Below are 12765 nucleotides of genomic sequence, written 5' to 3'. Positions count from 1 at the left end.
ATGATTGACAAAACATAAATCTAGAATCTCCAGAGTATGACATTATAGTGTACGATTTTTCAGGTAATTGGGAATTAGATCAGTTATCATCGTTTACTGTTCCCTATTCCCTGTTCCCTATCTACTAACAAATATGGACTTAAAATCTTTAATTCGTGATATACAGGATTTTCCTAAACCTGGAATTTTATTTCGGGATATTACTACCCTACTGCGTGATCCAGATGGTTTGCGCTACACTATTGACTTTTTAGCACAAAAATGTTTTGAATCTGAAATTCAACCTGATTGTATTGTGGGGATGGAGTCAAGGGGGTTCATTTTTGGCGCTCCTCTGGCCTATAAGTTAGGTTGTGGTTTTATTCCTGTTCGCAAACGAGGAAAGTTACCTGCCGCAGTTCATAGTATTGATTATCAACTAGAGTATGGTACAGATAGCTTGGAAGTACATCAGGATGCTTTAAATCCAGGTAGTAAAGTTTTAATTGTGGATGATTTGATTGCTACGGGTGGTACTGCTAGTGCTACTGCTAAGTTAGTACAAACAATTGGCTGTGAACTTGTAGGTTTTGGGTTTATTATCGAGCTACGGGAATTACAAGGTCGTCAATATTTACCAGATGTACCGATTATTTCTTTGGTTGAATATTAGGAAGAGGTGATAGGTGACAGGTGACAGGTGACAGAAAAATGCAGGGGGAAAGTTAAGTAATAACTAATAACTAATGACTAATGACTAATACAAAAATTTCTGTGGCTACTGGTCGAGATTGGCTGATTAAACTGGTGACAGATGAGACTTTTGTTTATGTAATCAAAAGACTATTACAAGCTTTGTTAACGATTTTTCTGGCTTCTGCGCTGTCATTTTTTGTGATGAAGTTGTCTCCTGGTGATTATGTAGATACTCTGAGACAAAACCCGAAAATTTCTCCGGAAAGGATTGAGGAAATCAGACAACAGTTTGGTTTAGATAAGTCGTGGCTGGAACAATTTTGGTTTTGGTTAAAACAAATTATTACTCAAGGTGATTTTGGCACAAGTTTTGTTTATCAACGTTCTGTATCTTCTTTGTTGTGGGAACGTGTACCGGCGACTTTACTTTTGGCGATCGCTTCTTTGTTTATAACTTGGTCTATTGCTATTCCTCTGGGTATTCTCGCTGCTGTTAAACAAAATCGTCCCACTGACAAGATTCTACAGGTTGTTAGCTATGCTGGACAAGGTTTACCCAGTTTTATTACTGCTTTATTTCTATTATTCTTTGCCCAAGTTACTACCCCATTGTTTCCTGTGGGTAATATGACTAGCATTGATCATGCTGAACTGACATGGTTGGGTAAAATTTTAGATATTGCTTGGCATAGTATTTTACCTTTGCTTGCTTTAAGTATTACCAGTTTTGCTGGTTTACAAAGAATCATGCGCGGTCAATTATTGGATGTTTTGCGACAAGATTATATACAAACTGCCCGTGCTAAGGGTTTACCAGAAAATCGGGTTATTTATGTTCATGCTTTGCGAAATGCTATTAACCCCTTGATTACTTTATTAGGGTTTGAATTAGCAGGTTTGTTAAGTGGCGCTTTTATTACAGAAAATTTCTTTAACTGGCCTGGTTTGGGTAAGTTGACTTTACAAGCTGTTTTAGCAAAAGATCAATATTTGGTCATGGCTAGTTTGGTGATGAGCGCTGTTTTATTGATTCTTGGTAATTTAATTGCTGATTTAATGTTGAAAGCGGCTGATCCAAGAATTAAATTGGAAGATTTGAATTAATAATTTAGTTAGTTGTCAGTTGTTCAGAAACATTAGCAATTACAAATTACGAATTAAACATTATGCTGGCTCAAATTTATTATATTATTCGCTCCAAAACAGATGGAAAATATTTGACTGCGAAAATTGATGAGGATAAATCAGGATATTTATTACTGTTTAAAGAAGATTTTGATGCTCTGAGCTATCTCAACACCCATGCAGCTGATTTGGCAAATCGGCTTACGGTTGAGTCTCTTCCTGGTACACAAATAGGAAGTTTATTAAAACGTTGGGGTTTTGCTGGGATGGGAATCGTCAATGATCCTTTGTTACCTAATATTGAATTCTTCCAATATGGCTAGTTAGAGAGCAGAGGAGCAGGAGCAAGTCAAAAGTCAAAAGCCAAAATTAACAAATTTCTGTTTCTTGTCTCTTGTCTCTTGCTTTTTCCCACTAACTGCTGCTACGTTACTCTACGACAGTAGCTGTAACTCCCTCATTTGATGGCGGTAGCGTCGGCAATTCTAGACAGTATCCGGCACCATAAACCGTTTTGATGTAACGGGGATGTCTTGGATCTGGCTCTAGTTTAGTTCTCAAGTGACGAATATGCACCCGAATGGTTTCAATGTCATCATCAGGGTCATAACCCCACACTTCTCGCAAAATTTCGCTAGGAGAAACTGTTTGTCCATGACGTTGAAGCAAGCAATGAAGTAACTCAAATTCTAAATGAGTTAGTTTTACAGTTTCACCGAACCAAATGGCCTCAAATCTTTCTGGAACGAGGGTAAGAGAACCATAATTCAGGATTTCACTGTGTTTTGCAGCTTGAGGAATGCGGTCGGTACGTCTTAGCAAAGCTCGCACTCTGGCCAGCATTTCTTCTACTTCAAATGGTTTAGTTAAGTAGTCATCCGCACCTGCATTGAAACCCTCAACTTTATATTGAGTCTGGCTTAAAGCCGTTAACATCAATACAGGTATTTCTGCTGTACGCTCATCTCTACGTAAGCGTTGGCAGATGGTAAAACCATCTACTTTCGGTAACATCAGATCGAGCATGATCAGGTCTGGTTGTAGCTGGAGTGCCAGTGCCTGACCTTTGATGCCGTCTTCTGCTTGACTAACATCGTAGCCAGCCATTTCCAAGTTGACGGCAACAAGTTCTGAAATCGCTGGGTCATCGTCTATGACAAGAATCCTCGGCATTCTTAAAAAATTATGACTACTTTATTTAAGGATAAATTAAGAACCTTTGAGATATACAAAGATTACTATTTCAATGATAAAAAGTTTTCAAATCTAATATAAATATTAAGATTAAAGGATTGTTAAATCAAGGCTAATTGACAAGAAAATTAACATAAGATGCTTAAATCTATTTATAATCCACCATTTTTCTTAAAAAATGGCGCTGCTATGACTGCTTACACCGCTTTGTTAGCAGGTCGTAACTGGGAAAATACAACTACAGATCCAGAACCAACATATCAGCAGGTCGTATTTACCGGAGGGCAGGATGTACCAATTTTTGGTTTGGTTGCTATCCCCAAAAATGCCCACGGGACAATTATTGGCACTTATGGGATTACTGGTGAGTTGAAGCAGCAATGGTTTTTAAGATTGTTGGGACGAAAAGCTTATGCTCAAGGTTACGCTGTAGTTCTCTTTGATTGGCGAGCGCATGGGAAGACGGCGCAGTTATCCCCCACTTTAACGTCTGATGGGTTATATGAAGGGGAAGATTTTGTGAGAATTGCTACAGAGGCTGTAAGAATGGGTTGTCCTCCAAAATGCTGGTTTACAGGGTATTCTTTGGGGGGACAATTAGCACTCTGGGGTATCAAAGCCGCACAGGATGTGAAATCAACGGATATTGATTTTGCAGGTGGGGCGGTAATTTGTCCCAGTTTGGATTCTTTGCGATCGCTCAATTACTTAGTGACACATTCCTTTGGTAGATATGTAGAATCTCGTATTGCTGGAGAATTGAAAAAACTGGCTTGGAAATTGCATGATCACCATGATGGTTATTTTGATCCAGCAGCGATAGAAAGAGCAAATAGTATTTGGGGGTTTGATGAAGAATTGGTCATCAGCCGTTTAGGTTTTAATTCCGTGGAAGAATATTATCAGGCCAGCAATGCCTTAAATCTGTTACCTGAGTTGCAAAAACAAACTTTAATTATTTATGCTGCTGATGATCCCTTATTTCATCCTGATATTGTTGATGATTTAAAAGCTATTGGTGAACAAAATTCCTATCTAGATTTATTAGTAACTAAATATGGTGGTCATGTTGGTTATGTTAGTAGTAAAAAATGTCAAAGTCAATTTCAAGATCCTGATAGATGGTGGGCTTGGAATCGGATTTTACAGTGGATAGAAGATAGGCAATTTACGGAAGATGTTCATAAAAACAATCAAAACAATCAAAACAAATTGAGTGTTTTATCATCCAGTCTGGAAAATTAAATCTAAAACCAAATCATCATAGGATTAATATTTGAATTTTGAAAAAATTAGGTATTGTAGGGTGTGTTAGAACGAAGTTCGTAACGCACCAAAACCTTGATAATGGTGCGTTACGCTATCGCTAACGCACCCTACATATTTACGTATCTTTTCAGAAATCAAACTGGATTCCCATATCATTTTTAAGTAAAACTGGAATCATAATTTACCAAACTTTGCCAAATAACTTTACATGATACTAATGAGAATTATCTTTACAGCTATATTCAGATATGATAGATGATAACAGTTATATCCATGAGTTCTATTAAGTTTATCAGTCTGGTTACTTACAAATTACGCTATCATTGCTAATCGTTAGATTGTCCCATTCCTCTATTATGACCCTATCTATTTACAATACTCTCACCCGTCGTCAAGAAGAATTTAAAACCGTTGAACCTGGCAAGGTAAAAATGTATTATTGTGGTGTGACAGTTTACGATTATTGCCATTTGGGTCATGCTAGAGCTTGTATTGTTTGGGATGTAGTGCGTCGCTATCTTCAATTTATCGGTTATGATGTGCGTTATATCCAAAATTTTACTGATGTTGATGATAAGATTCTGAACCGCGCACGGCAAGAAAAATCTACAATGGAAGCGGTATCAGAACGTTATATCCAGGCATATTTTGAAGATATGGCACGTTTGGGGATTAAAGAAGCGGATGAATATCCCCGTGCTACCCATACCATGAATGGTATCCAAAGATTAATTCATGATTTAGAACAAAAAGGTTTTGCTTATCCTTCCCAGGGTGATGTTTATTATGCAGTCAGGAAATTTGATGGATACGGTAAACTTTCTGGACGGAAATTAGAAGATTTACAAGCCGGTGCAAGTGAAAGGGTAAATGTAGAAGATGCAGAATACCAAAAGAAGAAAGATCCCTTTGATTTTGCCTTGTGGAAAGCTGCAAAACCTTCAGAACCGGCATGGGAGTCACCCTGGGGAAAAGGCCGCCCTGGATGGCATATTGAATGTTCTGCTATGGTACGCGATCGCCTGGGTGATACGATAGATATTCATGCTGGTGGTGCTGATTTAATTTTCCCACACCATGAAAACGAAATTGCCCAATCTGAAGCAGTCACAGGTAAACCATTAGCTAACTATTGGTTACACAATGGCATGGTAAAAGTTGATGGTGAAAAGATGTCTAAATCTTTAGGCAATTTTACCACCATCCGCGATTTATTAGATCGTGGAGTTGAACCAATGGCATTAAGATTATTTGTGTTAATGGCACAATATCGTAAACCAATTGATTTTACAGATGAGGCAATTTTAGCAGCAACAAATGGCTGGAATACTTTGAAAGAAGGTTTATTGTTTGGGTATCAATATGGTAAAAAATTAGGTTGGGAAAATCTGGAATTGAATCAAAATAATGTTGATAAATCAGAAGTTGATAAATTCACCACATTAGTTGATGATGATTTTAATTTTCCTGGTGGTTTAGCAGTAATTTTTGAATTAGCTAAAGAATTAAGAAAGGAAGGAAATATTATTGTTCATCAAGGAAAAACAGAAACTTCAAGTAATGAATTATTTAAACAATGGCAAACCTTAGTCACATTAGCAGAAGTTTTAGGTTTAACAGCACAACCAGAAATAGAAACTTCTCAAATAGATGGTTTAAGTGATGCAGAAATTGAGGAGTTAATTCAACAAAGACAGGAAGCAAGAAAAGCCAAGAATTTTGCCGAATCTGACAGAATTAGAGATGAATTATTAGCTAAAGGAATTACCTTAATTGATAGCAAAGAAGGTACACGTTGGCATCATTCTTAAAGTAGTATTGTAGTAGAATTGTAGGGTGCGTTAAGATGAAATCTGTAACGCACCATTGTTACAGCACTTCCCGGTGTTATGAGGTACATATCTAGCGGGCAAGATGCCCGCACCACAAGAGTTTCATTATTCAACTTTGTACCTCTTTAGAGCAAAATCTACTGTATAAATTTGGTGCGTTACGTTATGGATAAAATTTTGCCAAATACGATAGAAGTAAACGAACCACAGAGACACAGAGAACACAGAGAAGTAAAGGATAAGTTGTAGGGTGAGTTAACATTAAATATGTAACAAACCTTGATTAAAAATTAAAATAATCGTGCGTTACGTTATCACTAACGCACCCTACCTATCAAAAAATCTAATAAATTAGATAACACCTAAATATGATAGAAAAGCGTAAATCTATTACCCTTGCAGAATTGCTATTAATTGTAGCTATTGTTTGTTTAATGGTTCTACTGTGGCAATTACGGGCTTTATTAGTAACATTAATGATAGCAGTAGTTTTAGCTGCTGCGATCGCTCCCATTGTAGATTATGCCGAAAAATTACGTATTCCCCGCTGGTTGGGTGTAATAGTTGTGTATATTAGCCTAATTGCTGGATTGATCGGAGCAGGTTTAATCATTGGACCATCCGTTTCTGAGCAAATTCAACGACTAGCTAATAAATTGCCAATTTACCTAGAAAACCTGCGAATTGTCTCCGAAAATGTAGCAATGCGAATGGGAATTACCCAAATAGAAACAATAGAGCAGTTTTTAGATATTCAATCCTTAATCAAATGGGCATTTCGGTCGAGTCAGCAACTACTTGTACGTTCCTTTGGCCTAACTCGTGGCATAGTTGGGGGTGTTATTAACCTGATTTTAGCTTTAGTAATTTCTGGGTACATGGTCGCCGGTAGTAGCAGTTTAGTAAAAGGTATAACAGAATTATTTCCCCAACCTTGGGACAAGCGACTAGCAAATCAAGTTGTACCAATTTCCCGCCGCATGGGTGGTTACGTGCAAGGACGAGTGTTAGTTTCTGCTATTTTAGGCGTAGTTATCACCCTGAGTTTAAGTGTTTTAGGACTATCAGAATTTGCCTTAGCACTCGGTGTAATTGCTGGGTTTACTAATTTAATTCCCTTTCTCGGCCCAGTATTAGGTGCAATTCCCGCTTTAATAGTTGCCATTCCCCAGGGAGGACTAACTTTTTTATGGGTTCTCCTGTTATTTGTGATTATTCAGAACATTGAAAGCTACGTACTAGATCCCCTGTTAGTAGGTTCATCCGTGCGGGTTCATCCCTTGTATCAACTTTTAGCAGTATTAGGAGGCACACAGTTATTAGGTATTATTGGTGCTGTAATTATTCCCCCTTGGGTGGCTGGTGTAGCAGTATTATTAGAAAATCTTTATCTACGTCCAAAAATGTTATCTCAAGGTCAATCATCCACTATTGAAGTAAACAATTGAATATTTTCAGTTAAAATATTTGATTGTTGAGAAAGTTACCTAATTTTTTTGTGCAAAATTGCTATAAAGTGGTTTAGAATCAAATATCAAAAATAATTAACCGCAGATGAACGCAGATAGAAAAAGATAACGCAAGTGATTGATAATTCTTCTGTGGTTTGCTATTCAACAATGTTTATGTAATTATAACTATGTGGAAAGAACTAACAACCGCAATTTCTCATTTCAATATTTCTGCTGATTGGATCGGTATTCGCGCAGTCAAAGAAACAGCGAGAAACCATTATGTACGTGATGGTTTACCCAAAAGTAATGGTAAATCATTAACAATGGGTGCAATGATTGAAGTGATGGTAAATGGTAGTATCGGTTATGCTGCTACCAATTCCTTAACATTATCATCATTGCAAAATGCCGCAGAAATAGCCTATAAACAAGCAATTGCAGCTAGTGAATTTTGGATTTATCCCTTCAATGAAACTCATCGTCCCAAAGTAGTTGGTGAATATAACTCACCCTTTTTTGAACCATTGAATTCTATTAGTCCAGGAGAAATCAATGATTTATTAATTAGAATTTGTCATCATCTGAAAATTAACGACAAAATAGTACAAACCACAGCCCATATTAACAGCAGTGAAAAAGAAACTTGGTTTGTTAGTAGTAACAGTTCAGAAGTTTATCAAAAAATCATTACTTTAGGAACACATTTTGGTGTCATTGCTCAAGATGGAGCAATTGTACAACAACGTAGTAATAACGGAATGTACGCTAATTTTTATCAAGGTGGATGGGAATTATTAAAACAAGATAATCTCTGGCAGCGAGTACAAGAAGTAGCCGAACAAGGATTAGAATTATTAACAGCAGAAGACTGTCCAAATACGCGCACAAATTTGGTTTTAGCACCAGATCAAATGATGTTACAAATTCATGAAAGTGTAGGACATCCTTTAGAAATTGACCGCATTTTAGGAGATGAGCGTAACTATGCTGGGGGTAGTTTTATTAAACCAGAAGATTTTGGTAAATTAGAATATGGTTCACCTTTAATGAATATCACCTTTGATCCTAGCGTTGAAGGTGAATTTGCCAGTTATGGTTTTGATGATACAGGAGCAAAAGCCACCAGAGAATATATCATCAAAGAGGGTATTTTACAAAGAGGTTTAGGCAGTTTAGAAAGTCAATCTCGTTCTGGTTTACCAGGTGTTGCTTGTGCGCGTGCTTCTTCTTGGAATCGTCCACCAATTGATCGCATGGCTAACTTAAATTTAGAACCAGGAAATGCTAATTTTTCAGAATTAATTGCTGATATAGAACATGGTATTTACATGGAATCTAACCGTTCTTGGTCTATTGATGATCGAAGACATAAATTTCAATTTGGTTGTGAATATGCGAAATTAATTGAAAACGGTCAACTCACAAAAACCCTACGTAATCCTAATTATCGAGCTACTACTCCAGAATTTTGGCATAGTTTAATTCAAGTAGGAAATGATTCTAACTGGCAAATGTACGGTACACCATTCTGTGGAAAAGGAGAACCAAATCAAGCTATTTGTGTGGGACATGGTTCACCAGTTTGTCTATTTGCAAATGTGGAAGTTTTTGGTGGTGGGTAAAAGGTAATCAAGGAAAATAAGCTCCCCAACTTTTTATTTTCATCATCTCAACAAATGATCATCTATCCTCAGAAGTCGGGGAGATGAAATAATGCTACAATTAACAAATAACTACTTGATGCCATATCAATATGATCATTGCTCAAGAATTAGAACTTGCAGAAGACATCTCCTCAGATGTAATATTTCCTCCCAGCGATTTATATAGTGATGAACCTCCCTTGGAAACAGAACTACATCTACGACAAATAATTTTGCTTTTCCAATGCCTAGAATGGTTATGGAAAGATAGAACTGATTTCTATGCTGTGGGAAATCTGACTATTTATTATAGTCCTCACCAGAAAAAATCAGAATATTTCCGAGGTCCTGATTTTTTTGTTGTTTTGGGAACTGAACGCAAAACCCGTAAAAGTTGGGTGGTTTGGGAAGAAAACGGTAGATATCCCAATGTCATTGTAGAAATTCTATCAGCAAGTACAGCTAAAACTGATAGAGAATATAAAAAAGAACTTTATCAAAATACTTTCCGTACACCTGATTATTTTTGGTTTGATCCTTATACATTAGAATTTGTAGGTTTTTATTTAACAAATGGAAAATATCAACCTTTAGAACCAAATGAAAGAGGTCATTTATGGAGTGAACAGTTAGGTTTATTTTTAGGAATCCATGAAGGATTATTAAGGTATTTTACTTCAACAGGTGAATTAGTACCTACACCAGAAGAAACTGCAACGGAAGCAGAGAAAGAAGTAGAAATGCAAACGGAAAGAGCAGAACGGGAAGCTAGAAAAGCTGAACGTTTAGCAGCAAAATTGCGAGAATTAAATATTGATCCAGAGACAATTTAAAAAATGATATTATCAGAATTATCAAGATTAGAAAAAAACTTTGATCAACTGATCGAAATGCTGCTGAATAAAAAAATAGAGGACGAATATTTTACCGTCAGACTAAATAGTGAAAGCAGTCAATTTACTAGATTTAATTGTGGTAAAGTTAGACAAACAGGTTTAGTTAGTGATGGTTCAATTACACTGAATTTAATAGCAAATCAGCGCAGTAGTTTTTGTAAGTTTCCTTTGACTGGGAATTGGGATTTAGATTGGCAATTAGCATACAAAACTTTAGAGGAATTAAGAGAAGAATTAAAGATATTACCTATTGATCCTTATCTGGTTTTACCTCAAGGAAATAATACCAGCAGAGAGGTAAATTTAGGTGAATTATTAACACCGGAAAGTGTTGTTAATAGTATTTTGCAACCTGTTAAAAATTTAGATTTTACTGGAATTTATGCTGGAGGAATTATCATTAGAGGATATGGAGATTCTAGTGGACAAAAACACTGGTTTGTCACCGATTCATTTAATTTAGATTATTCTTTGATATTAGAGACAGGAAAAGCTGTTAAAGGTGGTTTTGCTGGAAGTGAATGGAATAAAGCAGCATATATTGATAAGATAAATCAGGGAAAAAAACAATTAGAGTTAATATCTCGTCAACCCAAAGAGTTACCCAGGGGAAAATATAGAACTTATTTTGCTCCTGCTGCGGTAGCTAATTTATTGAATATGCTTTCTTGGGGTGCTATTAGTGAAGCTGCTATTCAACAGGGAAATAGTGCTTTAGCTGTTTTATCACGTCAGGAAAAACAATTTTCTTCTAAATTTAGTTTAAAAGAAAACTTTAAATTGGGATTAGTTCCTCGATTTAATCATTTAGGAGAAATCGCAGCAGAGGAGTTAACTTTAATAGACAAGGGAGTTTTGGTAAATAGTCTAGTCAGTTCTCGTAGTGCAAAGGAATATAATAAAAAATCCAATGGTGCAAATGCTTCAGAAACCTTGCGTTCTCCAGAGATAAGTGTAGGTAATTTAGCATCTGAGCAGATTTTACCGAGTTTAGATACTGGGTTATATGTTTCTAATTTGCATTATTTGAATTGGAGCGATCGCCAAACTGCTAGAATTACAGGTATGACCCGTTATGCTTGTTTTTGGGTAGAAAATGGAGAAATAGTTGCACCTATTGAAAACTTGCGTTTTGATGAAAGTCTTTACAACTGCTGGGGAGAAAAAAATCTCATTGATTTTACCAACTTCCAAGAAATTATTTCCGAAGTAGGAACTTACGAAAGTCGTGAACTAGGTGCTAGTTTAGTTCCAGGAATGTTAGTGGAAGATTTCACTTATACTTTGTAAATAAATAACACCAAGACACCAAGACGCCAAGATAATCTTTGCCATTACCTTACTATAAGCCAGTTGATCATCAATATTACTGATATGTTTAGTTGAAGACTGTAAACCGAATCTAGAAAAAAGAACCTCAAAAATTATCCTGATCTTTTCTTATGATTAGATAAATTACGTTGTTTAGCTATTTCCCCCCGCAATTGTAAGCGTCCATTAGTAATAATTCTTAACATATCCTGAAGATCCTGTTCGATATTTTCCAAAACATTATCAGCATATTCATCAGCACCATCTTCAATTTCTTGAGCTTGAGCGATCGCCGTTTGACGTATTTCCTCCAACTCTTGCATACAAGTTTGTCGCTTGCGGTCAATTTCTGCCAAAGTATCCTGCATCATCGCATCACACTCTAGCTGCACCTTACGCCGCAATTGTTCCGCTTCCCGTTCTGCATGTCGGATGATATCGTTATCAGCCAAAATTTGCGCTCTTTTAGACTGTGCAGCCTCCACAACCTGTTGTCCATATTCCTCAGCTTCCAACATAATTTCCTCCTTTTGTTGGAGTAATTCTGCTGCTGATTGAAACACAGACGGCAGGGAAACACGCACAAAATCAAGCTGTTCTAAAAGCTTATCTTCATCTACTAAAGTTCGTCCCACTAAAGGAATTTGTAAACCAGCCAGAACAATATCCTCCAAACGGTTAAGTTCTTGCAAAATATCTACACCTCCTTGTCCGGTAAGACCTTCTTGGGGTGGGACACCGTTTCCGTTGTGATTTGGGTCAGGGGCTGAGAGCTTTGGTTGTAGCATTGGTATATATCCAGGGCAATTTGTGGAGGTACAAGATGATCGACAGAGCCACCAAATTTTGCAATCTCTTTTACCACACTACTACTTAAAAAACTATACTCGTTCGAGGTGGCTAGAAAAACTGTCTCAATCTGAGTGGAAAGAGTTTTATTCGTGTGAGCCATTTGTAGCTCAATTTCAAAGTCAGAAACTGCCCGTAGACCACGCAATAAAACCTGTGCTTTTTGCATTTGAGCATAATTAACAGTCAGACCATCAAAGCCATCTACATCTACATTAGATAAATTTTCTGTAGCCTGACGAATTTGTGCTAATCTTTGTTGCACAGTAAACAGTGGCTTTTTGTTAGGATTTCTTAAAACAGCCACTATCACCTTTTCAAACAGCCGACTACCGCGCCGAATAATATCAAGATGACCCAAAGTAATCGGGTCAAAACTACCAGGATAAATAGCAATCATTTGTATAAATCAAACTGCCTTACGTAATTATAGCGACATAAGGGGCATTGGGTTATTCATCACCCACTCACCCCACCGCCTCTGTTCCAGCTTATGATGTTTAGGTTGAGAACGTAG

The 12765-nt window shown here is 36.8% G+C and carries 12 protein-coding genes; 9 read left to right on the top strand and 3 right to left on the bottom strand.

Annotated features, from left to right (window positions below; genetic code table 11):
- The first annotated feature begins 133 nt into the window (after nt 1-133).
- From WJM97_RS20635 to WJM97_RS20625, 3 genes are all read left to right on the top strand, one after another.
- Entirely contained in the window at nt 134-652 is a 519-nt protein-coding gene (locus WJM97_RS20635) for an adenine phosphoribosyltransferase (protein ID WP_353930628.1), read from the top strand.
- Nucleotides 653-732: 80 nt separating this feature from the next.
- Nucleotides 733-1779, top strand: a complete 1047-nt coding sequence (locus WJM97_RS20630; RefSeq protein WP_353930627.1) for an ABC transporter permease — start codon at nt 733-735, stop codon at nt 1777-1779.
- 62 nt (nt 1780-1841) lie between these two features.
- Complete coding sequence (locus WJM97_RS20625; RefSeq protein WP_353930626.1) at nt 1842-2123, top strand: hypothetical protein; 282 nt, start codon at nt 1842-1844, stop codon at nt 2121-2123.
- A 106-nt stretch (nt 2124-2229) separates the two neighbouring features.
- Here the strand turns inward: WJM97_RS20625 and WJM97_RS20620 are convergent, their stop codons facing one another.
- Nucleotides 2230-2973, bottom strand: a complete 744-nt coding sequence (locus tag WJM97_RS20620) for a response regulator transcription factor (protein ID WP_353930625.1) — start codon at nt 2971-2973, stop codon at nt 2230-2232.
- A gap of 159 nt (nt 2974-3132) precedes the next feature.
- On the opposite strand from WJM97_RS20620, the gene WJM97_RS20615 reads away from it, so the two are divergent.
- The 6 genes from WJM97_RS20615 to WJM97_RS20590 all read left to right on the top strand — a co-directional run bounded on the left by WJM97_RS20615 (nt 3133) and on the right by WJM97_RS20590 (nt 11378).
- Nucleotides 3133-4239 (top strand): alpha/beta fold hydrolase, encoded by a 1107-nt coding sequence (locus tag WJM97_RS20615; RefSeq protein ID WP_353930624.1) that lies wholly within the window; start codon nt 3133-3135, stop codon nt 4237-4239.
- 380 nt (nt 4240-4619) lie between these two features.
- Nucleotides 4620-6074: a cysteine--tRNA ligase gene (cysS, locus tag WJM97_RS20610; RefSeq protein WP_353930623.1), complete on the top strand. Its 1455-nt coding sequence runs from the start codon at nt 4620-4622 to the stop codon at nt 6072-6074.
- Between the two features lie 389 nt (nt 6075-6463).
- Complete coding sequence (locus tag WJM97_RS20605) at nt 6464-7543, top strand: AI-2E family transporter (protein ID WP_353930622.1); 1080 nt, start codon at nt 6464-6466, stop codon at nt 7541-7543.
- Between the two features lie 191 nt (nt 7544-7734).
- Entirely contained in the window at nt 7735-9171 is a 1437-nt protein-coding gene (locus WJM97_RS20600) for a TldD/PmbA family protein (RefSeq protein ID WP_353930621.1), read from the top strand.
- A 131-nt stretch (nt 9172-9302) separates the two neighbouring features.
- Nucleotides 9303-10025 carry a Uma2 family endonuclease gene (locus tag WJM97_RS20595; RefSeq protein ID WP_353930620.1) on the top strand — a complete coding sequence of 241 codons (723 nt, stop codon included), beginning with the start codon at nt 9303-9305 and terminating at the stop codon, nt 10023-10025.
- A 3-nt stretch (nt 10026-10028) separates the two neighbouring features.
- A complete protein-coding gene (locus tag WJM97_RS20590; RefSeq protein ID WP_353930619.1) occupies nt 10029-11378 on the top strand; it encodes a TldD/PmbA family protein in 1350 nt (449 codons plus the stop codon).
- A gap of 134 nt (nt 11379-11512) precedes the next feature.
- On the opposite strand, the gene WJM97_RS20585 is transcribed toward WJM97_RS20590, so the two are convergent.
- Both WJM97_RS20585 and coaD read right to left on the bottom strand, forming a co-directional pair.
- Nucleotides 11513-12187, bottom strand: a complete 675-nt coding sequence (locus WJM97_RS20585) for a DivIVA domain-containing protein (RefSeq protein WP_353930618.1) — start codon at nt 12185-12187, stop codon at nt 11513-11515.
- Nucleotides 12097-12648: a pantetheine-phosphate adenylyltransferase gene (coaD, locus tag WJM97_RS20580; RefSeq protein ID WP_353930617.1), complete on the bottom strand. Its 552-nt coding sequence runs from the start codon at nt 12646-12648 to the stop codon at nt 12097-12099. The genes WJM97_RS20585 and coaD overlap by 91 nt, the downstream gene beginning before the upstream one ends.
- Between the last annotated feature and the right edge of the window lie 117 nt (nt 12649-12765).

The sequence above is a fragment of the Okeanomitos corallinicola TIOX110 genome (genome assembly GCF_038050375.1).
In the GTDB taxonomy this organism is placed as follows: domain Bacteria; phylum Cyanobacteriota; class Cyanobacteriia; order Cyanobacteriales; family Nostocaceae; genus Okeanomitos; species Okeanomitos corallinicola.
This window is presented reverse-complemented; position numbering and strand designations above follow the sequence as displayed.

Bases quoted from the DNA above. Each gene is read 5' to 3' on its own strand.
- WJM97_RS20605 (WP_353930622.1), top strand. From the start codon at position 6,464: ATGATAGAAAAGCGTAAATCTATTACCCTTGCAGAATTGCTATTAATT.
- WJM97_RS20600 (WP_353930621.1), top strand. From the start codon at position 7,735: ATGTGGAAAGAACTAACAACCGCAATTTCTCATTTCAATATTTCTGCT.
- WJM97_RS20630 (WP_353930627.1), top strand. From the start codon at position 733: ATGACTAATACAAAAATTTCTGTGGCTACTGGTCGAGATTGGCTGATT.
- WJM97_RS20620 (WP_353930625.1), bottom strand. From the start codon at position 2,973: ATGCCGAGGATTCTTGTCATAGACGATGACCCAGCGATTTCAGAACTT.
- WJM97_RS20635 (WP_353930628.1), top strand. From the start codon at position 134: ATGGACTTAAAATCTTTAATTCGTGATATACAGGATTTTCCTAAACCT.
- WJM97_RS20625 (WP_353930626.1), top strand. From the start codon at position 1,842: ATGCTGGCTCAAATTTATTATATTATTCGCTCCAAAACAGATGGAAAA.
- coaD (WP_353930617.1), bottom strand. From the start codon at position 12,648: ATGATTGCTATTTATCCTGGTAGTTTTGACCCGATTACTTTGGGTCAT.
- WJM97_RS20585 (WP_353930618.1), bottom strand. From the start codon at position 12,187: ATGCTACAACCAAAGCTCTCAGCCCCTGACCCAAATCACAACGGAAAC.
- cysS (WP_353930623.1), top strand. From the start codon at position 4,620: ATGACCCTATCTATTTACAATACTCTCACCCGTCGTCAAGAAGAATTT.
- WJM97_RS20595 (WP_353930620.1), top strand. From the start codon at position 9,303: ATGATCATTGCTCAAGAATTAGAACTTGCAGAAGACATCTCCTCAGAT.
- WJM97_RS20590 (WP_353930619.1), top strand. From the start codon at position 10,029: ATGATATTATCAGAATTATCAAGATTAGAAAAAAACTTTGATCAACTG.
- WJM97_RS20615 (WP_353930624.1), top strand. From the start codon at position 3,133: ATGCTTAAATCTATTTATAATCCACCATTTTTCTTAAAAAATGGCGCT.